This window comes from Pseudonocardia lacus (genome assembly GCF_018531445.1).
Taxonomy (GTDB): Bacteria; Actinomycetota; Actinomycetes; order Mycobacteriales; family Pseudonocardiaceae; genus Pseudonocardia; species Pseudonocardia lacus.
On sequence record NZ_JAHDTH010000065.1, the window covers coordinates 1 to 23905 of the forward strand.

Genomic DNA, 23905 nt, shown 5'->3' on the forward strand with positions numbered 1-23905 from the left:
AGGCCGTCGACCCGTGGGCCGAGGCGTACCTGCTGGCCCGCCACCGGCAGGCGTTCGCCGCCGCCGGGCTGGCGGTGCCCGAGCGCCTCGCGGCGCTGGACCGGGCGGTCCGCCGCGCCGGCTGGTGGTGGCCGCTGCCCGACGCCGTCGTGCTCACCGAGCGGCCCACGGCGCTGCGCAACGACCGGCTCGGCCGGCTGCACTCCTCCGACGGCCCGGCGATGGTCTACGCCGACGGCGTCGAGGTGCACGCCTGGCACGGCGTGCCGGTGCCCGCCGACCTGGTCGAGGGCGACGGGTGGGCGGTGCCCCGGATCCTCGCCGAACCCGACGCCGACCTGCGCCGCTGCGCCGTGGAACGGCGCGGCTGGGAGCGGTTCGTCGTGGAGGCCGGGCTGCCCCAGGTCGGCGCGGCCGAGCCGGACCCCGGCAACCCCGGCCGCGAGCTGCGCCTCTACGAGCTGCCCGCCGGCATCCACGGCGCCGGGGCGCGCCTGCTGATCTGCGAGAACGGCTCGCCCGACCGCGACGGCACGCACCGGCGCTTCGGCCTGCCGGTGCCCGCCGACATCCCCGACCCGACCTCGGCCGCGGCCTGGACCTACGGCGTCGACCGGGAGGAGTACGCCGGGGTGCAGCGGCGCACGTGAGCGCTCAACGCGCGTGCTCGGCGAGGAACCGCAGCAGGATCGCGTCGAACAGCTCGGGGCGCTCCATGTTCGGGTAGTGCGCCGTCCCGCCCACGGTGGCCGTGCGACCGTCGGCGACGAGGTGGGCCGCTCGTTCGGCCATCGCGATGTGGTCGTCGGAGTCGACGCCGCCGATGATCGCCAGCAGCGGTGCGGTCACGCCTGGCAGCCGCTCCCAGGTCCGGGTGACCGGCGTCGGCAGGGTGGGTGCGACCGGGACGCCGTCCGGGCCGGTCGGGACGTGCGCGGTGATGGTGTCGACGGCCATCTGCCGGGTGCGGGCCATGACCTCGTCGTCGACCGCGACGGCGTCGCGGTGCGGGCCGGCACCCAGCCGCAGGAACGCCTCGATCCACGCCTCGGCGTCGGCGGCCCGCTCGGCGCGCCGCCAATCGGCCTGCATCCGCAGGATCCACGGGTCGCGGAAGTCCGGCTCGCTGGTTCCGGCCCCGCTGATCACCAGCGCCCCGGTCAGCTCGGGGTGTTCGAGGGCGACGTCGAGGACGGTCGAGGCGCCCATCGACACCCCCACCAGCGCGACCGGCCCGATGTCGAGGGCGCGCAACAGCACGGCCACGTCGTCGCAGTGCCGGAACGGTGCCGTCGCGGTGGACGATCCGCCGTGACCGCGCGCGTCCACGGCGATGACGCGGTGGCCGGCCGCGACGAGCGGGCCGATCTGCCCGTCCCACATGCGGTGGTCGAGGGTGCCGCCGTGCAGCAGGACGACGGGGGCGCCGGACCCGGTGTCGAGGTACGCGAGGTGTCCGTCCGGGACCTCGACGCGGTGCAGCTCCGAGGTATTCATGACAACCAAGGTGTCATAGTGGTCCGAGATTGACAACCAGGGTGCCAAGATGGCGCCCATGGCCCACGCCCCGCTGGACCCCGACACGCTCGCCGACCGACTCGCCGAGGTCTACCTGATCGTCGGACCGCTGTACCGCCGCGTCCTGCGCGCCGTCGAGCGCGACGCCCCCGTCTCGGGCATCTCGGTCGGCGTGCGCGCCGTGCTCGACCTGCTGGCGCGCAACGGGCCGATGACCGTCCCGCAGATGGGCCGCGCCCAGTCGCTGAGCCGGCAGTTCGTGCAGCGGATGGTCAACGAGGCGGTGGCCGCGGGGCACGTCGAGTTGACCGACAACCCGGCCCACCGCCGCTCCCGACTGGCCCGACTGACCGATGCCGGGAGGGCGACCATCGACGCCGTCACCGCCCGCGAGCACGACCTGCTGCGCCAGGTCGGCGGCGACCTGACCGACGACGAGGTGCGGGCCTGCGTCCGCGTGCTCGGGCAGATGCTCGTCGCGCTCGACGACGTCGACGTCGACTGACCGACCGCTCGTGACACGCGCCATAGACCACTCCCGCTGCACCGCTCCGGCACCCGGCGTCAAGATCATGTTGCGCTGAACCGCCGTGCCGCTGCGCCCGTGTGCCGGGAATAGATGATCAGCCCGATGCGAGGAGCACCCGTGGACCCGTCCGCAACCGTCGACGACTCCGAGCACGAGCTCGCCCGGGCCCGGGAGCGCCTCGGCGACCACCACCCCGACACGCTGGCCGCGCGCAGCGTGCTGGCCACGCTGTACCGCAGGGCCCGCCGCTTCGACGAGGCGAGCGCCCAGCTGGAGGGGCTGCTCGCCGGGCTGCGGGCCACCCGCGGCGCCGAGGACCAGCAGACGCTGGAGGCCCAGCAGCGGCTCGCGTTCGCCTACCGGCTGGCCGACCGCCTCGGTGACGCCGAACGGGCCTACGAGGCCGTGATCGCGGGCCGGTCGAAGACGCTGGGCGCCCAGCACCCGGACACGCTGATCGCCGAGGAGCACCTGGCCGCCGTGCGGCGCAGGCGCTGGCACGAGACCGTGGGCTGACGGCCGCGGTCGCCGACCGGTCGCCCCGTACACCTCCGCGACCGACCGGGCGTCGGCCGGGACGGCGTCGCGGAACCGCGTCATCCGGTCGGTCGTGGGCGAGCCCGGATGCGGACAGCAACCGCTCGACACCCGACGCCACCGACACAGTTGTCCTGGGCGAACAACCTTTGACCCGCTGCGGATCGGTCCTGGACCAGGCCCACGACCTGCGCGTCCTGCGGAGCCGTCCGGCCGGGAAAGGGTCGCCGCGCCCCCTTCGGAATGCGGTGGCCGCACACCGTAAAAGGGGATCCCATATCGCCGGAAGACGCTCGACGAATCGGCGCGGGGCGCACCGTCGACGATTCCGGACGCCCGCGGCGCCGGCGAAGCACCACGACACGCCACCTGTGCCCCCGGTGGGAGTCGAACCCACACTGGGACCCTTTTAAGGGGCCTGCCTCTGCCGGTTGGGCTACGGGGGCGCGGCAACAGCGTACAAATACCGCGCTCCGGCAAGGCGATAACCCGATGGCGGGAGACCGCCTACTTGCCGGATGCCCAGCCCGACAATCATGCGGCCCGAAGCGGCCATCCCGCCATCCGAAGGATGAACGGCGCCCCTGACGGCCGAGCCGGCGACCACGATCGGTGACCTACGGGCCCGGCGTCCTCCCGGCCGGGAGGACGCCGGCCCGGTGCCGGGTCAGGCCGTCCGGCCGGTCCCGCTGCCCTGCTCCGCGGCGGCGGCACCGACCGGGCGCGGGTCGGTGTCGGGCCCGGGGCCCACGGCCGACCCCGAGCCGGCGTCGACCGGCGGGCGGTTGCGCGCCACGCGGTCGAAATCGGCGCGGGGGTCGTTGATCTGGCCGAGCGCCACGACCTCGCGGCCGAAGAACAGCGCCGAGGTCCAGTCGACCAGGATGCGGATGCGCCGGTTCCAGGTGGGCATCCGGCTCACGTGGTAGGTGCGGTGCATGAACCAGGCCACGATGCCGCGCAGCTTGATGCCGTAGATCTCGGCCACGCCCTTGTAGAGCCCCAGGCTGGCGACCGAGCCCGCGTAGCTGTGCTTGTAGTCCTGCAGCGGCTTGCCGCGCAGGTGCGCGACCACGTTGTCGGCGAGCACCTTGGCCTGGCGCACGGCGTGCTGCGCCGAGGGGCTCGTGCGGGCCTGCGGGTCGTCCTTGGACAGGTCGGGGACCGAGGCGCAGTCGCCCGCGCTGAACACCTCGGGCATGCCCTCGACCTGGAGCTTCGCGCTGCACTCGACGCGGCCGCGGGAGTCGCGCGGCAGGTCGGTCTGCTCCAGCATCGGGTTGGGCTTGACGCCGGCGGTCCAGATGATGGTGTCGGTGTCGAAGGCCTGCCCGTCGTCGAGCTCGACGTGCCCGCCCTCCATCGTCTTCACCCGGGTGTCCAGGTTGACCTCGATGTTGGCGTCCAGCAGCCGCTCGACGGTGTAGCGGCCCATCTTCGGGCCCACCTCGGGCATGATCCGGTTGGCCGCCTCGACCAGCACCCAGCGGATGTCCTCGCGGTTGATGGTGTCGTAGTAGCGGCTGGCGTAGCGGGCCATGTCGGCCAGCTCGGCGAGCGCCTCGATGCCCGCGTAGCCGCCGCCGACGACCAGGAAGGTCAGCAGCCGCCTGCGCAGCGCCGGGTCGAGGGTGGTGGCCGCGGCGTCGAGCCGGGACAGCACGTGGTTGCGCAGGTAGATGGCCTCGCCGACGGTCTTGAACGCGATGCCGTGCTCGGCCAGGCCGGGGATCGGCAGCGTGCGGGCCACCGAACCCGGGGCGACGACCAGGTAGTCGTAGCCGACGGTGGTGGTGCGCCCGGCGGCCAGCTCGACGCTGACCTCGCGGCGGGCGTGGCTGATGGCGGTGACCCGGCCGGTGAGGTGCTGGCACTTGCGCAGCACCTTGCGCAGCGGGACCACCACGTGCCGGGGCTCGATGGAGCCGGCCGCCGCCTCGGGCAGGAAGGGTTGGTAGGTCATGTGCGACTGGGGGTCGATCACGGTGACCTCGGCCTCGCCGCGACGCAGCCGCTTCTGCAGCCGCAGCGCCGTGTACATGCCGACGTAGCCGCCGCCGACCACGACGATCCTCGCGTTTGCCATGCCTTTATGTTCCCACTTCCGGTCAGGACCCACCTCCCTCCCGGGGGTGAGGTCTGTGACGATTCAGAAGGGAATGCCGGCCGCCTCCGCCGCCCTCCGCAGCACCTCCTCCAGCATGGCGGGTGTGAGCCGTCCGGTGAAGGTGTTCTGCTGGCTGACGTGGTAGCAACCGAACAGCGCGAGCGGCCCCCGGACCCCGTCCAGGTCGTACCGGACGCCGTGGCCGAAGCGCGGCCGCGGTCGGGGCACGGCCCACCCCGCGTCGGCCAGCACCGGCAGCAGCGCCTGCCACCCCCAGCCCCCGAGCACGACGACCGCCCGCGGGGCCAGCAGCGCGACCTCGGCGCGCAACCAGCGCCCGCAGGTGTCGCGCTCCTGCGGCGTCGGCTTGTTGTCCGGCGGGGCGCAGTGCACCGGCGCGGTGATCCGGGTGCCGAACAGCTCCAGCCCGTCGTCGCGGTGCACCGCCGTCGGCTGGTTGGTCAGCCCCACCGCGTGCATCGCGGCGTAGAGCACGTCGCCCGAGCGGTCGCCGGTGAACATCCGGCCGGTGCGGTTGCCGCCGTGCGCCGCCGGGGCCAGCCCGACCACCAGCAGCCTCGCGTCCGCCGGGCCGATCCCGGGCACCGGGCGGCCCCAGTACTCCTCGTCCCGGTAGGCGGCGCGCTTCTCCACCGCGACCTTCTCCCGCCACGCCACCAGCCGCGGGCAGGCGCGGCAGTCGACCAGTTCGGCGTCGAGCTGACCTAGGCTCGCGGGGATGAGCGAGGACCCCGACGACGCGCCCGAGACCGACTCCCCCTCCGACGACCCCGTCGACGACCTCGTCACCACGTCCCACACGCTACGCACGCCCGACGGCGACCTCGGCTACACCGCCACCGCCGGGCGGATCGTGCTCCGCCACGAGAAGCACACCGACGGCACCTTCGAGGGCCACCGCCCGCACGCCGAGGTGTTCGTGACCGCGTACACCCTCGACGGCGCCGACCCGGCGACCCGGCCGCTCACCATCGCCTTCAACGGCGGCCCCGGCTCGTCGAGCGTGTGGCTGCACCTGGGGCTGCTCGGCCCGCGCCGGGTCGTCATGGGCGACGCGGGCGCGCTCACCGGCCCGCCGTGGGGCCTCACCGACAACGCCGAGACCCTCCTCGCCCACTCCGACCTGCTGTTCGTCGACCCCGTCTCGACCGGCTACTCGCGGGCCGTCACCGGTGGCAAGCCCGCCGACTTCCACGGCTACACCCCCGACGTCGAGTCCGTCGGCGAGGTCATCCGGCTCTGGGTGACCCGCAACCACCGCTGGGGCTCGCCCAAGTACCTCGCCGCGGAGTCCTACGGCACGCTGCGCGCCGCCGCGCTGGCCGAGCACCTGCAGGACCGCCACGGCATGTACCTCAACGGCCTCATGCTGATCTCCAGCGTGCTCGACATGGCCACCATCCGGTTCACCGAGGGCAACGACCAGCCCTACGCCCTGTTCCTGCCGACCTACGCGGCCATCGCCCACTTCCACGGCCGCGCGGGCGACCGGGCACTGCCCGACGTGCTCGCCGACGCCGAGGACTTCGCCGCCGGCGAGTACCCGTGGGCGCTGGCCCGCGGCAACCGGCTGCCCGACACCGACCGCGACCGCGTCCTCAGCCGCCTCGCCGCACTGACCGGCCTCTCGACCGACTACCTGCGCCGCGTCCGGCTGCGCCCCGAGCACCAGCGCTTCTTCCGCGAACTCTTGCGCGACGAAGGGCGCACAGTGGGCCGCATCGACGGCCGCTTCACCGGCTGGGAGGACGACGACGCCGGCGAGGTCCTCAGCTACGACCCGTCGATCGCGGCCATCACCGGCCCCTACACGGCGGCCGTCCACACCCACGTGCGCGGCACCCTCGGCTACGAGAGCGACCTGCCCTACGAGATCCTCACCTCCCGCGTGCACCCCTGGTCGTTCAAGGAGTTCGAGGGGCGCGGGGTGTCGGTCGTGGGCCGGCTGTCGGCGGCGATGCGCGCCAACCCGCACCTGCGGGTGCACGTCGCCTGCGGCTACCACGACGGGGCCACGCCGTACTCCGCCGCGGAGAGCGTGCTGGCCCGGCTGCCGATCCCCGACGAGCTGCGGGACAACATCGAGGTCCGCTACTACGAGGCCGGGCACATGATGTACGTGCACGAGCCGAGCAGGGTGCGGCAGAGCGCCGACCTGGCGGAGTTCGTGCGAGCGCGGTGAGCGAGCCCTTCCTCGCCGAAGGCCCGCGGCCGGGGGCCGGGGGCGCCGGACGAGAGCGTGTCGTCCAATCACGTCGGGCGAAAGCGCCCCTCGTCCAACTCTGACCGCGATCTCGCACTCGCCGAGACGTCCGCGTCTAGTTCGCAGCTCCTCTTTCGTTGTGCGGTGGTCCGGTTGGGTTTATCGATAGCGTGGTTGCGCTGCCGGCCGTACCCCGGGAGGGGCGCATTTTGCGTGCGCACACACCATTTGCTTGCGCGAAGACTCGCTTGTTGTCCCGCTGCGTAAAACCTCGACTCCGAACGTTTGTGCGAGTAGAATCGGAGACATGATCCCGACCGAACTCGCCGCCGCCGGCGACCTCCTCCGCGAGGTTGCCGCGCGTTTGCGCGAGAACGGTTCCGGGATATCCGACCAGGACAAGATCTCCGGTCTCGCCGCCACCCGGGAACTGTCCCGACTGGTGTCGCAGGTGCAGGTCGAGATCGTGGCCGACCTCAGGCGCAGCGGGGCGTTCGCCGCTGCCGGGCATGCCCGGCCGGAATCGGCCGTGGCCTCCGTGCTCGGGGTGGACCGTGGGCGGGCGCGCGAGATCGTGCGGGTCGCCGAACACCTCGACGCGGCGACCTCGCCGGCGATGGCCACCGCGTTCCGCGCGGGGGCCGCGAGCCTGGAGCAGGTCGACCGGACCGCCCAGCTCGCCGACTCGGCCGTGGCCCGGCGACTTCCAGCTGGTGCGTGGGCCGGGATCGAGCAGCAGATCGCCGCCGCCGCCGGCACCAGCACCACCCGCGAGCTGGCCAAGTACGGCACCGAACTGGTGCACGCCTACGACGCTGAACCTGGCGACGAGGATCGGGCGCCGGTGCAGGTCAACGAACTGCACCTGACCCCACTACCCGGTGGCGGCGGGAAGATCCACGGCATCATCGAAGACCCCGTCCGGTTCGCGTCGATCGCCGCCGTGATCGACGCCAAGGCCGCGCCGCGGACCGCGGAAGACCAGCGCACCGGCCCGGAGCGGGCCGCGGACGCGCTGGCCGAGGTGTGCGGGTTCGTCGCCGACCACGGCGACAAGACCCTGCCCAGCACCGGCGGATGGCGCCCGCACCTGCTGCTGACCGTCGAGTTGAGCGATCTGGAGAACCGGGCCCAGGCCGCCTGCCTGGACTTCGGCGGCCACCTCGACCCGGCCGGGCTGCGGATGCTGTGCTGCGACGCCGCGGTCACCCCGATCGTGATGAACGGGACCGGGAAACCCCTCGACGTCGGACGCACCCAGCGGATCATCCCACCGGCGATCCGCAAGGCGATCACCGCCCGGGACCGCGGATGCGCCCACCCCGGATGTGACCGACCACCGAGCTGGTCGGAGATCCACCACATCCGCGAATGGTCCCAAGGCGGAGCCACCCGGGTCGACAACCTGGTCATGCTGTGCCGGCTGCATCACCGCGAAATCCATGCCACCGTCTGGACGGTGAGAATCGCGACCGACGGACTACCGGAGTTCATCCCTCCCGCCTGGGTCGATGCAAATCGCACACCACGCCGGCATCCGAGAATCACCCCGGATCCGGATTCACCGTGCCCGATTCAGGCCGAGCCCGTTCGGAGGCTCACCCATGCCGGTCACTGAGTTGTGGGGCGCTGGCGCCCACGAATCCCTCGGAGCCCCTGCTCGATCAGAGGTCGCCCGCCGCGAAGGCGCCGCCGGAGGCCCTCAAACGCCGGAGGCCCCTCAAGCAACCCACAAGTCAGGCGATGGACCGCGCAATACCGTCCAGGATGTCGTGCTCGCTGACCACCATCTCACGCACGCCCGCCCGCGCCGCCAGCTCCCGGGCGAGGGTGTCGACGACCAGCCCGCCGCCGCCGATCACGTCGATGCGGCCGGGGTGGATGGCGCCGTGCATCCCGCGCTCGGCCCGGCTCATCCCGAGCAGCTCCGCGCTGACGCGGTGCACGTCGTCGGCGGTCAGCCGGGACAGGTGCACGGCGGCCGGGTCGTACTCGGTCAGGCGCAGGGCGACCGCGGACAGGGTGGTGGTCGTGCCGGCCACGCCGACCCACGTGCGCACGTCCTCGACCGGGACGGCGGCGAACGCGGCGTCGAGGACGCCGGCGACGACCTCGCGGGCCGCGGCCACCTCGTCGGCGGTCGGGGGGTCGCCGGCCAGGCAGCGCTCGGTGATGCGGACGCTGCCGATGTCGGCCGAGTAGGCGGCCTGCACGCGGGCCTCGCCGTCGACCAGGGAGCCGACGACCAGCTCGGTCGAGCCGCCGCCGACGTCGGTGACCAGGAACGGCCCGTCGTCCGGGTCGAGGTCGCCGACGGCGCCGACGAACGACAGCGCCGCCTCCTCCTCGCCGGTGATGACCTCGGCGTCGATGCCGATGGTCTCGCGGACCATCGCGAAGAACTCCTCGCGGTTGCCGGCATCGCGCGCGGCGCTGGTCGCGGTCATCCGGACGCGGTCGACGCCCTTGCGGCGCAGCGCCACCGCGTAGTCGACGAGCGCGGCGCGGGTGCGGTCGAGGGCTTCGGGGGCGAACTCGCCGGTCGCGTCGACGCCCTGGCCCAGCCGCACGATGCGCATCTCCCGGTGCAGGTCGCGCAGGTCGAGGCCGCCGTAGGCCTCGGTCACGTCGGCGATCAGCAGGCGGATCGAGTTGGTCCCGCAGTCGATGGCGCCCACTCGCGACATCCGTGCCCCTTCCGGCGCGCCCGGATCGGCCGTCCGGACGGTGCGCGGCCACCGTACCGACGCCCGTCCGCACGGCGCGCGTCACCGCCACGTGTTGCTCCGCTGGATACGCTCGGCCCGTGGCCGAGTTGCCGGGACAGGGGACCGCTCGGGAGGAGACGTCCCTCTCCGACCCGCCGGACACGGCCGTTCCGCGGGCCCGCACCCCGCAGGACACCCCTCCCGCGGCCAATGGCAGCACCCGGTCGGACGACGCCGGGGTGCTCGCGCAGACCCGCAACGGCGGCAGCGGCGGCACCGGGCAAGCGGCCGGATCGGCCGCGTCGGGCCAGCCCACCTACCCGTCCGGCCGGGATGCCCGACAGCACACCCACGACGTGGAGAACCAGTCGCCACCGCTGGCCGGCTACGACGCGCTGGTCTGCGACCCCGCCCTGACCGACGCCATCGGCCGGGAAGGAGCCGGGGGCGCGCTGCCGTTCCTGGCCGACCTGGCCCGCCTCGTCACCTCCGAGGAGGCCCGCGAGCACGCCGTCCTCGCCAACACGAACCCGCCCGTCCTGCACACCTACGACCGCTACGGCCACCGCATCGACGAGGTCGAGTTCCACCCCTCGTGGCACTGGCTGATGACCAACGCGGTGGGCTGGGGGCTGCACGGGGCGCCCTGGGGCCAGGAGCCGGGCACCGGGGCGCACGTGGCCCGCGCGGCCGGGTTCTACCTGGCCAGCCAGCTGGAGGCCGGGCACGGCTGCCCGATCTCGATGTCCTACGCGGCCGTGCCGGCGCTGCGCCACGACCCGGAGCTGGCCGCGGTGTACGAGCCGGGCCTGCTCTCGCTGTCCTACGAGTTCGGGCTGGTCGAGCCGGCCGGCAAGACCGGCCTGCTGGCCGGCATGTCGATGACCGAGAAGCAGGGCGGCTCGGACGTGCGGGCCATCAGCAGCCGGGCCACCCCCACCGCCGAGGGCACCTACCGGATCACCGGCCACAAGTGGTTCACCTCGGCCCCGATGAACGACCTGTTCCTCACCCTGGCCCAGGCCCCCGGCGGGCTCACCTGCTTCGTGCTGCCCCGCGTCCTGCCCGACGGCACCCGCAACGGCATCCGGCTGCAGCGGCTCAAGGACAAGCTCGGCAACCGGTCCAACGCCTCGGCCGAGATCGAGTACGCCGACGCGACCGGCTGGCGCCTCGGCGAGGAGGGCCGCGGCGTCCGCACGATCATCGACATGGTCTCGATGACCCGGCTGGACTGCGTGCTCGGCTCGTCCGCGCTGATCAGGGCCGCGCTCAGCGAGGCGACCCACCACATCGCGCACCGGCACGCGTTCGGCTCGGCGCTGGCCGACAAGCCGCTGATGCAGACGGTCGTCGCGGACATGGCGCTGGAGTCCGAGGCGGCCACCGCGCTGGGTATGCGGTTGGCCGGGGCCGTCGACCGCGGCGAGCACGACCTGCTGCGGCTGGCCCTGCCGGCGGCGAAGTACCTGGTCTGCAAGCGCACGCCGACGGTGGTCGCCGAGGCGCTGGAGTGCCTGGGCGGCAACGGCTACATCGAGGACTCCGGCATGCCCCGGCTGTACCGGGAGGCGCCGCTGAACTCGGTGTGGGAGGGCTCGGGCAACGTCACCGCGCTCGACGTGCTGCGCGCGCTCAACCACGGCTCCGGGCCGGTGGACGCGGTGCTCGCCGAGGTGGAGGCGGCCAAGGGCCTGGACCGCTGGTTCGACCGGGGCATCCAGGACCTGCACGCCGAGCTGCGCGGGCGCGAGGAGCGCCGGGCCCGGCGGCTGGCCGAGATGGTGGCGCTGTGCCTGCAGGGCAGCCTGCTGCTGCGGCACGCGCCGTCCGAGGTGGGCTCGGGTTTCATCGCGTCCCGGTTCTCCCCGGAGGGGCCGTGGCGCACGATCGGCACGCTGCCGGCCGAGGCGCACACGGTGGCGCTGCTGGAGCGGGTCACCCCTCGGCCGGCCCGCTGACCGCGCACGGCCCCGCCCGCCACCACTCCCCGACCTCGGCCAGCGCCTCGTCGCCGAACGGGTTGACGCCCGGCCCGGCGGCCAGCGCGTGCGCGGCGTGCACGTGCAGGCACTTGACCCGATCGGGCATGCCGCCCGCGCTCACCCGGGTGCCGAGCGGCTCGATGGCATCGCGTTCGGCCAGGTAGGCCTCGTGGGCGCGCTCGTAGGCTGCGGCGAGCCCCGGGTCGGCGGCGAGGCGCTCGGTCATCTCCCGCATGCGCCCCTCGGCCTCCAGCGTGCTCATCCGGGAGCACAGCCGCGAGCACGTCAGGTAGTACAGCGTCGGGAAGGGGGTGCCGTCCTCCAGGCGGGGCGCCGTCTGCACCACGGAGGGCAGCCCGCACGGGCACCGGTGCGCCACCTCGCGCACGGCCCGCGGGGGGCGTCCCAGCTGGGCCGTCACCGCCGCGACGTCGGACGGTGCGATGCCGGTCATCCTCGTCGTTCCCCACTCACGTCGCGCCAGAGCGCCTGGTACCAGGTGAGGCCGCTGCCGACCTCGGGTGCGGGCGGCGGTTCCCCCGCCCCGGGCAGCTGCACCACGAAGGGCACCTCGCCCGGTTCGACGTAGCCCAGCCGGCTGCGGGCCTGGGCGGCGGCCTCGGCCGGGTCGGCCAGCCGGGCCCGCTCCTCGGTGAGCCGGGCGACCTCGGCGGCCAGCACGCGCTGCTGCTCGCCGACCGCGGCCAGCTCCTGGCGCTGGCTCACGTAGTTGCGCAGCGGCACCGCCACCGTCAGCGCGACCGCGCACACCACCATCGCGAGGATCGCCGCCCGCTTCGCCGAGGAGAGCCCCAGCAGGTCACTGGTGACCGCCACGACGCCGCGCGGGTGGGTGCGCGCCAACCGCGGCTCCCGCGGCTCACGGGTGCGGCGGCGGGCGGTCGGCGTGGCACCGTCGGTGCGCGGACGCGGCGTGCGCCGCATCCGCATCCGCCCCCGACCGCGCTCCTCGTTGGCCATCGCCCTAGGCGCCGGCTCCGGACGCCGAGCGGGGGAAGGCGAGGTCGCCGGCGTAGCGGGCCGCGTCGCCGAGGGCCTCCTCGATGCGCAGCAGCTGGTTGTACTTCGCCACGCGCTCGGACCGGGCCGGGGCGCCGGTCTTGATCTGGCCGCAGCCGGTGGCCACGGCCAGGTCGGCGATCGTGGTGTCCTCGGTCTCGCCGGAGCGGTGGCTCATCATGCAGCGGTAGCCCGAGGAGTGGGCCAGGGTGACGGCGTCGAGGGTCTCCGACAGCGTGCCGATCTGGTTGACCTTCACCAGCAGCGCGTTCGCGGCGCCGCGGTTGATGCCGTCGTCGAGGCGCTCGGGGTTGGTGACGAACAGGTCGTCGCCGACGAGCTGGACGCGGTCGCCAAGGGAGGTCGTCAGGGCCACCCAGCCGTCCCAGTCGTCCTCGGAGAGCGGGTCCTCGATGGAGACCAGCGGGTAGTCGTGCACCAGCTCGGAGTAGGTCTCCGAGAGCTGCGCGGCGCTGAGCTGCCCGCCCTCGTAGTGGTAGGCGCCGTCGCGGAAGAACTCGGTGGCGGCGACGTCGAGGGCGAGCGCGATGTCGCGGCCCAGCGCGTAGCCGGTCTTCTCGACGGCCTCGGCGATCAGGTCGAGCGCGGCGCGGGTGCCGGGCAGGTCGGGGGCGAAGCCGCCCTCGTCGCCGAGGCCGGTGGCCAGGCCCTTGCTCTTGAGCACCGACTTCAGCGCCTGGTAGACCTCCGCGCCCCAGCGCAGGGCCTCGCGGAAGGAGTCGGCGCCCACCGGCGCGATCATGAACTCCTGCACGTCGACCGAGCTGTCGGCGTGCGCGCCGCCGTTGATGATGTTCATCATCGGCACCGGGAGGACGTGCGCGTTCGGGCCGCCGACGTAGCGGAACAGCTCCAGCCCGGAGGACTCGGCGGCCGCCTTCGCCACCGCGAGCGACACCCCGAGCAGGGCGTTGGCGCCCAGCCGGGACTTGTCGGGGGTGCCGTCCAGGTCGACCAGGCGCTGGTCGACCAGGCGCTGGTCGACGGCCTCCATGCCGGCCAGCTCGGGGCCGATCTCGTCGAGGACCGCCGTGACGGCCTTCTCCACGCCCTTGCCGCCGAAGCGCAGCGGGTCGCCGTCGCGCAGCTCCACGGCCTCGTGCTCACCGGTCGACGCCCCGGACGGCACGGCCGCCCTGGCCAGCGTCCCGTCGTCGAGCGCGACCTCGACCTCCACCGTCGGGTTGCCCCGCGAGTCGAGGATCTCCCGCGCGCCGACCTGCTCGATGACCGCCACCAGTGCTCCCGTCGGGTCCTCGCTTCTACGTCCGTCGGCCAGCGTAGTGGGCGCCCTCGCACGCCCGCCGTTCGCCGGGCCGTGGCGCGTCAAGCCCTCGCCGTGCGCCCCTCGGACACCTACTCTGGGAACGACCATGACGAGCCAGCCTGCCTCCGACGGCATCTTCGAGTCCTTCCGCCGGGCCGAGATGCTGATCGCCCGGAAGCGGCCGTTGGACGCCCTGCAGGCGCTGGTCCCGGTGCTGGAGAGCCAGCCGGACTCGGTCTCGGTGCAGCTGCTGGCCGGGCGGGCCTACCTCAACTCCGCGCAGCTGGAGCGCGCCGAGGCGGCCTTCGCCCGGGTCGTCGACCTCGACCCCGCCGACCACTACGCCCGCTTCGCGCTGGGCAAGGCGCTGCACCGGCAGGGCAGGCTCGCCGAGGCGCACGCCCAGCTGAAGATGGCGGCCGCGATGGACCCGCGACCGGAGTACCAGGAGGCGCTGGGCGAGGTCCGGGCGCGAATGGCGTTCCGCGATCCCGAAACGGGCATTCCCGACGAGAATCATTAATCCGGACGTACCATCGCAATACTCCGCCAGCGGCACCGCTGTGTGCCGTGCGCAACTCTTTCCCTGCTCGGTTGAGCAAGCTAGCCTCGCCCTGCCATCGATGAGGCTTGCCTAACAAAGGCAGGCGGAAATGCCGACTGCGGGGTGAGGGCGTGCTGGGCAACTTCCTGATCGGCCTGCGCGAGGGTCTGGAAGCCGCGCTGGTCGTCAGCATCCTGGTCGCCTTCCTGGTCCGCACCGACCGCCGTTCCGTGCTGCCGAAGGTCTGGCTGGGCGTCGGCATCGCCGTGGCGGTCAGCGCGGGCGTCACGATCGGCCTCGCGCTGGCCCAGCAGCAGCTCACCTTCGAGGCCCAGGAGGCACTCGGCGGCGGGCTGTCGATCGTCGCGGTCGGCTTCGTCACCTGGATGATCTTCTGGATGCGCCGGGCAGCCCGGTCCATCTCCGCCGAGCTGCGCGGGCGCATGGAGGACGCGCTCCGGCTCGGCTCGGGCGCCGTCGTGCTGATGTCGGCGCTCGCCGTGGGCCGCGAGGGCCTGGAGACGGCGCTGTTCTTCTTCACCGCCGCCCAGGCCGCCGGGCAGACCACCGAACCGCTGATCGGTTTCCTGCTCGGCATCGCCGTCGCGGTCGTGCTCGCCTGGCTGATCTACCGCGGCGCCATCAGCCTCGACCTCGGCAGGTTCTTCACCGTCACCGGCGTCCTGCTGGTGTTCGTGGCCGCCGGGGTGCTCGCCTACGGCGTGCACGACCTGCAGGAGGCCGCGATCCTGCCCGGGCTCACCACCCTCGCCTTCGACGTCTCCGCCGCCGTCCCGCCCGACTCCTGGTACGGCACCCTGCTCAAGGGAATCTTCAACTTCTCCCCGCAGACCACCGTGCTCGAGGCGATCGTCTGGGTCGGCTACGTGGCCGTGGTGCTGCCGCTGTTCCTGCGACCGCAACGCGCACGGCCGACGCCGGCCACCTCCGCCGCCCCGTAGCGCCCCAGCTCCCGTCCCACCGCTCTCCGAGGAGAACCATGTCCCGCACGTCTCACGCGCTGTGCGCCACCGGCGCGCTCGCCGCGCTCGCCCTGGCCGGCTGCACCAGCACCGCCCCGCCGGCGACCGGCGGCGACGGGGGCGGGGCGGCCGCGGGCCCGATCGCGGTCAGCGCCGGCGACACCACCTGCGAGGTCTCCGCGCCCGGGGCACCCGCCGGGACCATCACCTTCTCGATCAACAACACCGGCGACAAGGTCACCGAGTTCTACCTGTACGGCGTCGGCGACCGGATCATGGGCGAGGTCGAGAACATCGGCCCCGGCCTGACCCGCCAGCTCATCGTCGAGGTCCCCGACGGCGGCGACTACACCACCGCCTGCAAGCCCGGCATGGTCGGCGACGGCATCCGCGCCCCGTTCACCGTCACCGGCACCGCGACCCGCTCCGTCGACGAGGACACCCGACTCGCCGAGGCCACCGCCGGCTACCAGCGCTGGGTGAACTCGCAGATCGAGGCGTTCGTCCCGAAGACCCAGGGGTTCGTCGACGCGGTGAAGGCCGGCGACGTCGAGGGCGCCAAGGCGCTGTTCCCGATCTCGCGCACCTACTGGGAGCGCATCGAGCCGGTCGCGGAGTCCTTCGGCGACCTCGACCCGAAGATGGACGGCCGCGAGGACGACGAGCGCGACCCGGGCGTCGAGTTCACCGGCTTCCACCGCCTGGAGAAGGACCTGTGGGTCGACGGCCTGCAGCCCGACTCCGGCGCCATCGGCGACCAGCTCATGGTCGACGCGAAGGACCTGCAGGCCCGGGTGGCGACGCTGGAGCTGACCCCGGTGCAGCTGGCCAACGGGGCCAAGGAACTGCTCGACGAGGTCGCCACCGGCAAGATCACCGGCGAGGAGGACCGCTACTCGCACACCGACCTGTGGGACTTCAAGGCCAACGTCGAGGGCTCCCAGGGCGCCGTCGCGGCGCTGCGCCCGGTCATCGACGAGAAGGACCCGACCCTGGGCCCGGTGCTCGACGAGCGCTTCAAGGCCGTCGACGACCTGCTGGAGACCTACCGCGTCGGCGACGGCTACAAGCTCTACACCGAGCTGACCGAGGACGACACCCGCAAGATGAGCGAGGCCGTGGACGCCCTGGGTGAGCCGATCAGCCAGGTCGCCGGGGTCGTCACGTCATGACCCGGCTGTCCCGGCGGCGGTTGTTCGGCCTGGCGGGCGCCGGTGCGGCGCTCGCCGGGGTGGGCGCCGCCGCCGGCTGCACGGCCGCGGCCGAACCCGTCCCGGGCCCGGCGGAGGCCGTGGTGCCGTTCCGCGGCGCCCGCCAGGCCGGGATCGTCACCCCGGCCCAGGACCGGCTGCACTTCGTCGCCCTCGACCTCACCACCGACGACCGCGACCGCGTCATCGCGCTGCTCAAGAAGTGGACCGCGGCCGCCGAGCGGATGGTCGCCGGCGCCGAGACCACCCCCGGCGGCGCGGTCAACCGCAACCCCGACGCCCCGCCCGACGACACCGGCGAGGCGCTCGGCCTGCCCGCGTCGTCGCTGACCCTGACCTTCGGGATCGGCGCCGGGCTGCTCGACAAGCTCGGCCTGGCCGACCGCATGCCCGCCGGGCTGGCCCCGCTGCCCGGCTTCACCGGCGACCAGCTCGACCCCGCCACCTCCGGCGGCGACCTGTGCATCCAGGCTTGCGCCCAGGACCCCCAGGTCGCCGTGCACGCCGTGCGCAACCTCGTGCGGATGGGCTTCGGCACCACGACGGTCCGCTGGTCGCAGCTCGGCTTCGGACGCACGTCCTCGACGTCGACCGCGCAGGCCACCGCCCGCAACCTGTTCGGCTTCAAGGACGGCACCCACAACCTCAAGGCCGAGGACGGCGCCGAGCTCGACCGCCACGTCTGGGTCCAGCCCGGCGACGGCCCCGCATGGCTCGACGGCGGCACCTACCTGGTGGCCCGCCGGATCCGGATGCACATCGAGATCTGGGACCGCACCTCGCTGTCCGAGCAGGAGCGCATCATCGGCCGCGACAAGGGCGAGGGCGCGCCGCTGGGCAAGCAGGCCGAGTTCGACCTGGCCGACTACGCGGCCCTCGACGCCACGGGCTCGCCGGTGATCCCGACGATCGCCCACATCCGGTTGGCCTCCGCCGAGAACCTGGGCGGTACCCGGATCCTGCGCCGCGGCTACAACTTCGTCGACGGCAGCGACGGCCAGGGCCACCTCGACGCCGGCCTGTTCTTCATCGCCTTCCTGCGCGACCCGCACGGGCAGTTCGTGCCGATGCAGAGCGCGCTGGCCAACAGCGACGACCTCATGGAGTACATCGAGCACACCGGCTCGGCCGTCTTCGCCTGCCCCGCGGGCCTGGCCGAGGGCGCGTACTGGGGCCAGTCGCTCCTGGAGCCGTGATCCCCTCCCCGGCGCCCGGGGGGATCAGCGGCGGATTGGACGAGAGCCGCTTTCGTGCGGCGGGGTTGGACGAGAGCCGCGCTCGTTCGGCCGGACGCGGCGAGGGGAGGGTGTCCTCGGGTCAGCGGTCGGGGGAGGGCGGTGGGGCGGCGTAGCGCTCGACCGCGGCCCAGACCAGCCGGCCGTAGGAGGTCGAGTTGTTGTAGGTGAGCACGCCCGCCCACCAGCCGGGGCCGGTGCCGGTGTCGCGGCCCCCGGCGCACAGGTAGTTGCCGGCGGCCAGGGCGGCGTCGTCGATCTGCTGGGGGTCGTTCACGCCGTCGCCGTTGCCGTCGGCGCCGTAGCGCTGCCAGGTGGTCGGCAGGAACTGCATCGGCCCGACGGCGCGGTCGAGCTCCAGGTCGCCGTCCAGCTCGCCGCCGTCGGAGTCGGGCATCCAGCGGGTGCCGCCGGTGCCGTCCAGCGGGATGCCGATGATCGAGGGCCGGGCGACGCCGTCGGCGTCGACCTCGGCCGGGCCGATCTGCCCGTGGTGCGACTCCACCCGGCCGATCCCGGCGAGCGTCGCCCAGGACAGCCGGCACTCCGGCTCCCGCGCGTGCAGGGTCAGCTCGGCAGCGCCGTAGGCGCGCACAACCCTCGGCGGCAGGTCGTGGGCCTCGGCGACGCCCTCGGCCCACACGTCCAGGTCGACGTCGGCGGCGAGGGCGGCCGGTTGCGGGGCGGGCGTGTCCGGCTCGACGTCGGCCTCGACGATCCCGTCGCCCTGGCCGCGCACGGGCGGCAGGTCGGCGTCGTCGATCCGGGACGCCAGCACCAGGCCGACGACCACGACGAGTCCGAGGAGCATGGCCATCGCGGCGACGACGACACCGAGAGCCACGACGGCGGGGCGTCTGCGCACGGCCACACCACCCACCGTAGCGACGGATCCCGCGGGCCACTCCGAGGGGCGACCCCGTTCAGGTCGGTGGCGCGTTGACCTGCCAGTACGTCCGCCAGCCCGCGGAGTCCATGGCGTGCGGGTCGACGCCGTCGGCCAGCGCCGCCTTCTCCGCGGCGCGCACCGCGTCGGCGAAGCGGCGGGCGGCGCCGCGCAGCTCGGCCTCCGGGTCGATGCCGGCCAGCCGGGCCGCGGCGGCCAGCGCGAACAGCCGCTCCCCCACCTGCGACCCGGCCGGGAGCAGGTCGGCGGGCAGCCCGGCGCGGGCCGTGCGGTTGGTCAGCTTGGCGGCAAGCGCGACCGCGGGCTGGCCGAGCGGCACGCCGTCCACGCTGGACTCCCGGCGCTTCTCGGCCCGCTTCAGCTCCTCCCAGCGGTGCTCCTGGCGCTCGGCCGTGTCGACGACCTCGCTCCCGGCGAACACGTGCGGGTGCCGGCCGACGAGCTTGGCCACCAGGTCGGCGGCCACGTCGTCGACGGTGAACGGGGCGTCGGGGTGCTCGGCGGCGATCCGGGCGTGGAACAGCACCTGCAGCAGGACGTCGCCGAGCTCCTCGCGGGTGGCGTCGCGGTCGTCGTCCTCGATGGCCTGGTACAGCTCGTAGCACTCCTCGACCAGGTACTGCAGCAGTGAGGTGTGGGTCTGCTCGGCGTCCCACGGGCAGCCGCCGGGCGAGCGCAGCCGGTCCATCACGGCCACCGCGTCCAGCAGGGCGGCACCGGCCGGTTCCGGCGCGGCCAGCACCCGGTCGGCGGTGGCGGCGTCGGGGTGGTGGGGGTCGGTGGTCAGCAGGACCTCGAACGGCTCGCCGCCGACCCGGCGCACGGCGCCCAGCTCGGCGAGCAGGTCGTCGGTGACGGTGGCGTCGGCGTGGACGACGGCCGCCGAGCGCAGCGCGGGGACCGCGGCGGCCGGCACCGACGCCGGGGTCCGCGCGGGGAGGACGACCAGGGTGCCCGGCACCGCCTCAGCCCGCGGCCGGCGCGCTCGGCAGCAGGATCTCGCCGGACAGGTCCTCCTCGGCGACGACCTGCAGGCTGATCGGGTCCCACACGCCGTAGCGCGGGTTGACCGTCACCCCGATCTCCTCGGCGACCGGCTGCAGGAGGCGGTAGCCGACGCCGACGAGGTCGGACTGGCTGAGCGCGTTCACCGCCTCCGGCGGGGACTGGACGTCGGTGCGGCTGTCGGTCACCCGCAGCACGATCCAGGTGGCCCGGCCCGGGTCGGGTCGGAAGGCCGCGACGCCGCCGACCGGGGTGCTGAACAGCACCGTCGCGGCCGCGTCCGGCGCGGTGACGGCCTGGAAGGTCTGCCCGCGGGCGGCGGTGTCCGGGTTGTCGAACAGCGCCTCGGCCGCCGGGCCGCCCCGCAGCAGGGTCTGCGCCGTGCGGTCGGCCTCCTCGCGGGAGGTCGCCGCGACCAGGTCGGCGGTCACCGAGAGCCCGCCGACGACGTCGCGGGCCATCTCCGCGGCCAGCAGCTGGTCGCGGGTGCGCTCGCGCAGGCCGGCCTCGTCGAGGAACGTGTTCTCCAGGATGGACGGGGTGCCGCCCTGGTCGGCCAGCGCCGAGTCGACCTGCTGCTCGGTGACCGTGATCCGGCGCGCGGCCGCCTCCCGGGTGACCAGCTCGTGCAGGACCTCCTGGGTGACCAGCCCGCGGGCGACGTCGGCCGGGCCGCGCCCGTCGGCGGCGAGCCGCGACATCTGGTCGGGCTTGTCCAGGGCGATCTGCATCCGGTCCTGCACGGTCTCCAACGGAACGACGCGGTCGCCGATCACCACCGCGGAGCCGGGCGAGCCGACGCCGCCGCACCCGGTCGCCACCGCTCCCGCTGCCACCACGGCCACGACGACCCGCACCACACGCCTACGCACGTCGGACACCCTCTCACGTCGTCGGATCGGTCCCGTCCAGGGTCACGGGTCGGGTGTTCACCCGGTGTGTGGGGTGTTCACCCGACACGGCGGGCGGGCGGGGCGCCGTAGCTTCTGCATTGCCCCGCCAGCGCGCAACGGGGTGCGGTCGGTGTTCTGGAGGGGAACCGACCGCACCCCGGTGCCGCGCGCGGGCGCGTCAGCCGTCTCCGCCGAGATCGTCGAAGTCGTCGAGGTCCACGATGCCGTCCTGCAACGCGCGGATCATCAGCGCGGACTTCGACGTCGCCGGGCGGCCCGTGTCGGCGTACTTTATGCGGACGCGCTCGATGTGCGTGTCCACGGTCTTCACCGAGATGTGCAGCCGGCGCGCCACCAGCTGCTTGGACTCGCACTCGAACCAGGCGATCAGGACCTCGCGCTCGCGTTCGCTGAGCACCGGTCGCCCGGGTCTTCGGTCGCCGGCGAGGATGCCGCTGAGCACCGGTCCGGTGTACGTGCCGCCCTCGGCGATCGCGTGGATGGCCGGCACCAGGTGCTCGTCGCCCTCGGACTTGGTCAGGTACGTGGCCACGCCCAGCTCCACGCAGCGCAGCACGGTGTCGGCGGAGTCCTCCTGCGAGTACACGATGACCCGCCGCCCCGCCTGGATCAGCCGTCGCAGCGACGAGAAGTCCGGCTGGCTGCCGTAGAGCAGGTCGAAGACGACGACGTCGGCGTCCGCGCCCGCCCCGGCGAAGGCCGCCGCGGGCCGGTTGCCGCTGTCGACGACCTCGATGGGCGGATCGGCTCCCGAGCACCAGGCGCGCACCCCGTCCACGATCGCGGGGTGGTCGTCGACGATCACGACCGTCGGCCCCCGCCGGCCGGTCAGGGGATCAGCCATCTGGCCTCCACCCAGGTCCGCCCGCCGTCGACGACCGTCGACGTCCGCACGTGCTCGCCTCCCGGCGCATCGTCCCCCGAACCACCGACGTCGCCGTCGGTGACAACGCTCACCGTGACATCCCTCCCGGTGCCGCCGACCGTCACGCGGGCCACCCGCGTGGTGACCAGTAGTACACCGCTGATCGCCTCGACCAACGACCGGCGTACCTCGGGCGGGGGCTCGACCGCGAGGGGCCGGGCCGCGTACCGCACCCTCACGCCGCGCCGCTCGACGACGTCGACCAGCGATTCCACCTCCGCGGCCAGCAGCGTCGCCTCGTCGCCCTGCTCGCTGAAGAGCCTGCGCATGCGGGCCGCCTCCACCGCGGCGGCCCGCTGCACGGCGTGGTCGGTTGGCGACAAGGTGCCATCGGCCAGCCCGCGCAGCAGCGGCAGCGCGGTCTCGCGCAGCGCCGCGTACCGGGCCTCGCGGTCGGTGTGCACCTCGCGCGCGATGGCCTCCTGGGTGGCCGCCTCGGCCTGGGCCACCGCGACCTCGGTGGCGCGTTCGGCGATCGCGCGCAGCACCAGGGTCGCCGCCATCAGCGCGAACTGGAACGAGCTGACGCCAAGGGCCACGGTCGCCAGGGTGACCAACTGCTCGGAGAGCACGCCGCGCACCGCCAGCAGCGCCGCGGTGACCGCGACGTGCAGCAGGACGAACGCCACCACCGTCCGGATCCGGCGGTCGGCGAACAGCACCAGCCCGAACCAGCCGACCACCCCGAAGGTGTAGTGCGCGGGGCCCAGCAGCTCCGACGTCGGCAGCGACGCCGCCGCGGCGGTCGACACGGCCAGCACGCCCAGCGCCACCGGCCAGGCCGTGCGCCCCCAGAACGCGCCCCGCGCGCTGAGCACGGCGTCGACCGCGGCCACCGCGACCAGCAAGCCGTACCAGAGCCAGCCCAGCCACTGCGACGAGTAGGCGTCGAGGCTGGGCAGCAGGCTGGGCAGGTCGAGCAGCAGCAGGATGGCGATGAGGATCACCGACTGCGCCTGGCGCACCCCGCGCAGCAGCAGCCGGCCCATCGGGTGGTCATCCACGCGACCACCCCAGCTCCACGACGGTGCCCGCGCCGGGCGCGGAGCGGATGTCGGCCGAGCCGCCGACCCTGGCCATGCGCTCGCGGATCGACAGCACCAGGCCGTGGCGCGTCTGCGGCACCCCCGCCGGCGCGAAGCCCGGCCCCCGGTCGCTGACCGTCACCACGAGCCCGTCCGCGGCGCCGGTCATCCGCAGCTCGGCCCGGCCGGTGCCGGCGTGGCGCCGGACGTTCTCCAGCGCCTCGCCCACCGCCCCCTCCAGGGCCCGCCCGACCGGTCCGGGCACCAGCACCGGCCCGTCGGCGCCCAGGTCGAGCCCCACCGCGACCTTCGCGCGCCCGGCGACGTCGGTCAGCGCGGCGACCAGGTCGCACCACTCGTCGGATTCGGCGGGCTCGCCGACGAGCGCGGCGATGTCGCGGCGGAGCTGGTCGGCCAGCCACGCCTCGGTCCCGCGGACCTCGCCGAGCCCGACCATGAGCAGGGTGCTGGCCGCCGTGTCGTGCACCGTCGACCAGTGCAGGCGCTGGTCGGCGCGGCGGGCCGCCGCGGTGCCCGCCTCCCGCTCCTGGGCGAAGCCGCGCTCCATCCGCTCGTCGGCGATCTGCCCGCCGCGCTGCACGAGCCGCCACAGCAGCCGCGACAGCACCGCTTCGACGACCGTCCAGACCCCGCCCGCCACGAGCGCGCCGAGCAGCCCGACGCCGGGGCTCAGCGCGGCCCCGACGACCAGCGCGACGCCGATCGCCGCCGCGGACACCATGCCCAGCCGCAACGGGAAGTGCCACTGCATCGCCACCACGCCGAACGAGACGACCGGGGTGACCCAGCCGGCCAGCCGCCCGGTCAGCACCGGGTCGACCAGCAGCGGCTGGGCCAGGGACAGCGCGCACAGCACGCCGACGTCGAGCCCGCACAGCACGGGGTTCGGGGCGGTCCGCGTCCGCCAGCCGTAATGGAGGCTCCACGCCGCGAAGCACACCGCGACGACCACGCACGCGCCGACCCCGATCGGCGGCCCGGCGAACGGCGCGATCAGCGCGCCGAGCACCCCGACCACCGCCCGGCCCAGGCCGGCGTAGCTCTGCGCGGAGCGGTGCAGGAACTCCGCGGTCGTGCGCGGCCGACCGCTGCCGGCGGGCTGGATCAACCGGTCGAGCACGATCCAGGGCAGCTGCCACCGGTGGGGGGCGGGGTGCTCGGTCACCGCACTCCAGGTGGTCCTGGCCGCCCCGGCGGCCGCTTCGAGGGTCGTCTCGCC

23 protein-coding genes and 1 tRNA gene are annotated in these 23905 nt (G+C 74.0%); 10 read left to right on the forward strand and 14 right to left on the reverse strand.

All coding sequences use genetic code 11. From position 1 onward, the window contains the following. Positions 1-650 (forward strand): DUF6745 domain-containing protein (locus KIK08_RS15830; RefSeq protein ID WP_408004677.1); only part of this gene is annotated, 650 nt, incomplete at its 5' end. Positions 651-654: 4 nt separating this feature from the next. Here the strand turns inward: KIK08_RS15830 and KIK08_RS15835 are convergent. Beyond that, positions 655-1497 (reverse strand): alpha/beta fold hydrolase, encoded by an 843-nt coding sequence (locus KIK08_RS15835; protein ID WP_214403918.1) that lies wholly within the window; start codon positions 1495-1497, stop codon positions 655-657. A gap of 49 nt (positions 1498-1546) precedes the next feature. On the opposite strand from KIK08_RS15835, the gene KIK08_RS15840 reads away from it, so the two are divergent. Both KIK08_RS15840 and KIK08_RS15845 read left to right on the forward strand, forming a co-directional pair. Continuing rightward, complete coding sequence (locus tag KIK08_RS15840; protein ID WP_214403919.1) at positions 1547-2023, forward strand: MarR family winged helix-turn-helix transcriptional regulator; 477 nt, start codon at positions 1547-1549, stop codon at positions 2021-2023. Positions 2024-2164: 141 nt separating this feature from the next. Continuing rightward, on the forward strand, positions 2165-2563 hold the full coding sequence (locus KIK08_RS15845; protein ID WP_214403920.1) for a tetratricopeptide repeat protein: 399 nt from the start codon (positions 2165-2167) through the stop codon (positions 2561-2563). A gap of 393 nt (positions 2564-2956) precedes the next feature. Here the strand turns inward: KIK08_RS15845 and KIK08_RS15850 are convergent. From KIK08_RS15850 to KIK08_RS15860, 3 genes are all read right to left on the reverse strand, one after another. Further along, positions 2957-3030 (reverse strand) — tRNA-Leu (locus tag KIK08_RS15850). Between the two features lie 221 nt (positions 3031-3251). Then, the gene (locus tag KIK08_RS15855) at positions 3252-4670 is read right to left on the reverse strand and encodes an NAD(P)/FAD-dependent oxidoreductase (RefSeq protein ID WP_214403921.1); all 1419 of its coding nucleotides are present in this window, start codon (positions 4668-4670) and stop codon (positions 3252-3254) included. Between the two features lie 63 nt (positions 4671-4733). Continuing rightward, positions 4734-5432, reverse strand: a complete 699-nt coding sequence (locus tag KIK08_RS15860) for a uracil-DNA glycosylase (RefSeq protein ID WP_214403943.1) — start codon at positions 5430-5432, stop codon at positions 4734-4736. On the opposite strand from KIK08_RS15860, the gene KIK08_RS15865 reads away from it, so the two are divergent. Both KIK08_RS15865 and KIK08_RS15870 read left to right on the forward strand, forming a co-directional pair. Continuing rightward, on the forward strand, positions 5431-6894 hold the full coding sequence (locus KIK08_RS15865; protein WP_214403922.1) for a S10 family peptidase: 1464 nt from the start codon (positions 5431-5433) through the stop codon (positions 6892-6894). The genes KIK08_RS15860 and KIK08_RS15865 overlap by 2 nt on opposite strands. Positions 6895-7222: 328 nt before the next feature. Continuing rightward, on the forward strand, positions 7223-8533 hold the full coding sequence (locus KIK08_RS15870) for an HNH endonuclease signature motif containing protein (RefSeq protein WP_214403923.1): 1311 nt from the start codon (positions 7223-7225) through the stop codon (positions 8531-8533). Positions 8534-8651: 118 nt separating this feature from the next. On the opposite strand, the gene KIK08_RS15875 is transcribed toward KIK08_RS15870, so the two are convergent. Further along, on the reverse strand, positions 8652-9602 hold the full coding sequence (locus KIK08_RS15875; RefSeq protein ID WP_214403924.1) for a Ppx/GppA phosphatase family protein: 951 nt from the start codon (positions 9600-9602) through the stop codon (positions 8652-8654). 377 nt (positions 9603-9979) lie between these two features. On the opposite strand from KIK08_RS15875, the gene KIK08_RS15880 reads away from it, so the two are divergent. Continuing rightward, positions 9980-11584, forward strand: a complete 1605-nt coding sequence (locus tag KIK08_RS15880) for an acyl-CoA dehydrogenase family protein (RefSeq protein ID WP_308257669.1) — start codon at positions 9980-9982, stop codon at positions 11582-11584. Here the strand turns inward: KIK08_RS15880 and KIK08_RS15885 are convergent. The 3 genes from KIK08_RS15885 to eno are packed head-to-tail and all read right to left on the reverse strand — an operon-like array spanning position 11562 to position 13886. Beyond that, positions 11562-12062 (reverse strand): DUF501 domain-containing protein, encoded by a 501-nt coding sequence (locus tag KIK08_RS15885; protein WP_214403925.1) that lies wholly within the window; start codon positions 12060-12062, stop codon positions 11562-11564. The two genes, KIK08_RS15880 and KIK08_RS15885, sit on opposite strands and share 23 nt — an antisense overlap. Next, on the reverse strand, positions 12059-12589 hold the full coding sequence (locus KIK08_RS15890) for an FtsB family cell division protein (RefSeq protein WP_214403926.1): 531 nt from the start codon (positions 12587-12589) through the stop codon (positions 12059-12061). Before KIK08_RS15890 ends, KIK08_RS15885 begins: the two co-directional genes overlap by 4 nt. Positions 12590-12593: 4 nt before the next feature. Next, positions 12594-13886 (reverse strand): phosphopyruvate hydratase, encoded by a 1293-nt coding sequence (gene eno, locus KIK08_RS15895; protein WP_214403927.1) that lies wholly within the window; start codon positions 13884-13886, stop codon positions 12594-12596. Between the two features lie 136 nt (positions 13887-14022). Here eno and KIK08_RS15900 point away from each other — a divergent pair, with 136 nt between their 5' ends. The 4 genes from KIK08_RS15900 (at position 14023) to efeB (ending at position 17850) form a co-directional block, all read left to right on the forward strand. Next, positions 14023-14439 (forward strand): tetratricopeptide repeat protein, encoded by a 417-nt coding sequence (locus KIK08_RS15900; protein ID WP_214403928.1) that lies wholly within the window; start codon positions 14023-14025, stop codon positions 14437-14439. 152 nt (positions 14440-14591) lie between these two features. Continuing rightward, positions 14592-15422 carry an iron uptake transporter permease EfeU gene (gene efeU / locus KIK08_RS15905; protein WP_214403929.1) on the forward strand — a complete coding sequence of 277 codons (831 nt, stop codon included), beginning with the start codon at positions 14592-14594 and terminating at the stop codon, positions 15420-15422. Positions 15423-15460: 38 nt separating this feature from the next. Then, complete coding sequence (gene efeO, locus KIK08_RS15910; RefSeq protein ID WP_214403930.1) at positions 15461-16615, forward strand: iron uptake system protein EfeO; 1155 nt, start codon at positions 15461-15463, stop codon at positions 16613-16615. After that, positions 16612-17850 (forward strand): iron uptake transporter deferrochelatase/peroxidase subunit, encoded by a 1239-nt coding sequence (gene efeB, locus KIK08_RS15915; RefSeq protein WP_214403931.1) that lies wholly within the window; start codon positions 16612-16614, stop codon positions 17848-17850. The genes efeO and efeB overlap by 4 nt, the downstream gene beginning before the upstream one ends. 121 nt (positions 17851-17971) lie before the next feature. On the opposite strand, the gene KIK08_RS15920 is transcribed toward efeB, so the two are convergent. From KIK08_RS15920 to KIK08_RS15945, 6 genes are all read right to left on the reverse strand, one after another. Next, positions 17972-18760, reverse strand: coding sequence for a lytic transglycosylase domain-containing protein (locus tag KIK08_RS15920; RefSeq protein ID WP_308257666.1), 789 nt, complete (start codon positions 18758-18760; stop codon positions 17972-17974). A gap of 52 nt (positions 18761-18812) precedes the next feature. Continuing rightward, positions 18813-19757: a nucleoside triphosphate pyrophosphohydrolase gene (locus KIK08_RS15925; RefSeq protein WP_214403932.1), complete on the reverse strand. Its 945-nt coding sequence runs from the start codon at positions 19755-19757 to the stop codon at positions 18813-18815. Between the two features lie 4 nt (positions 19758-19761). Continuing rightward, on the reverse strand, positions 19762-20673 hold the full coding sequence (locus KIK08_RS15930) for a peptidylprolyl isomerase (RefSeq protein ID WP_214403933.1): 912 nt from the start codon (positions 20671-20673) through the stop codon (positions 19762-19764). Positions 20674-20872: 199 nt separating this feature from the next. Beyond that, the gene (locus tag KIK08_RS15935; RefSeq protein ID WP_214403934.1) at positions 20873-21559 is read right to left on the reverse strand and encodes a response regulator; all 687 of its coding nucleotides are present in this window, start codon (positions 21557-21559) and stop codon (positions 20873-20875) included. Then, positions 21544-22644, reverse strand: a complete 1101-nt coding sequence (locus tag KIK08_RS15940; protein WP_214403935.1) for a hypothetical protein — start codon at positions 22642-22644, stop codon at positions 21544-21546. Before KIK08_RS15940 ends, KIK08_RS15935 begins: the two co-directional genes overlap by 16 nt. Next, on the reverse strand, positions 22637-23851 hold the full coding sequence (locus KIK08_RS15945; protein WP_214403936.1) for a sensor histidine kinase: 1215 nt from the start codon (positions 23849-23851) through the stop codon (positions 22637-22639). Before KIK08_RS15945 ends, KIK08_RS15940 begins: the two co-directional genes overlap by 8 nt. Positions 23852-23905 lie beyond the last annotated feature (54 nt).

Bases quoted from the DNA above. Each gene is read 5' to 3' on its own strand.
- efeO (WP_214403930.1), top strand. From the start codon at position 15,461: ATGTCCCGCACGTCTCACGCGCTGTGCGCCACCGGCGCGCTCGCCGCG.
- KIK08_RS15890 (WP_214403926.1), bottom strand. From the start codon at position 12,589: ATGGCCAACGAGGAGCGCGGTCGGGGGCGGATGCGGATGCGGCGCACG.
- KIK08_RS15840 (WP_214403919.1), top strand. From the start codon at position 1,547: ATGGCGCCCATGGCCCACGCCCCGCTGGACCCCGACACGCTCGCCGAC.
- KIK08_RS15870 (WP_214403923.1), top strand. From the start codon at position 7,223: ATGATCCCGACCGAACTCGCCGCCGCCGGCGACCTCCTCCGCGAGGTT.
- KIK08_RS15900 (WP_214403928.1), top strand. From the start codon at position 14,023: ATGACGAGCCAGCCTGCCTCCGACGGCATCTTCGAGTCCTTCCGCCGG.
- KIK08_RS15835 (WP_214403918.1), bottom strand. From the start codon at position 1,497: ATGAATACCTCGGAGCTGCACCGCGTCGAGGTCCCGGACGGACACCTC.
- KIK08_RS15855 (WP_214403921.1), bottom strand. From the start codon at position 4,670: ATGGCAAACGCGAGGATCGTCGTGGTCGGCGGCGGCTACGTCGGCATG.
- efeB (WP_214403931.1), top strand. From the start codon at position 16,612: ATGACCCGGCTGTCCCGGCGGCGGTTGTTCGGCCTGGCGGGCGCCGGT.
- KIK08_RS15865 (WP_214403922.1), top strand. From the start codon at position 5,431: ATGAGCGAGGACCCCGACGACGCGCCCGAGACCGACTCCCCCTCCGAC.
- KIK08_RS15885 (WP_214403925.1), bottom strand. From the start codon at position 12,062: ATGACCGGCATCGCACCGTCCGACGTCGCGGCGGTGACGGCCCAGCTG.
- KIK08_RS15935 (WP_214403934.1), bottom strand. From the start codon at position 21,559: ATGGCTGATCCCCTGACCGGCCGGCGGGGGCCGACGGTCGTGATCGTC.
- KIK08_RS15875 (WP_214403924.1), bottom strand. From the start codon at position 9,602: ATGTCGCGAGTGGGCGCCATCGACTGCGGGACCAACTCGATCCGCCTG.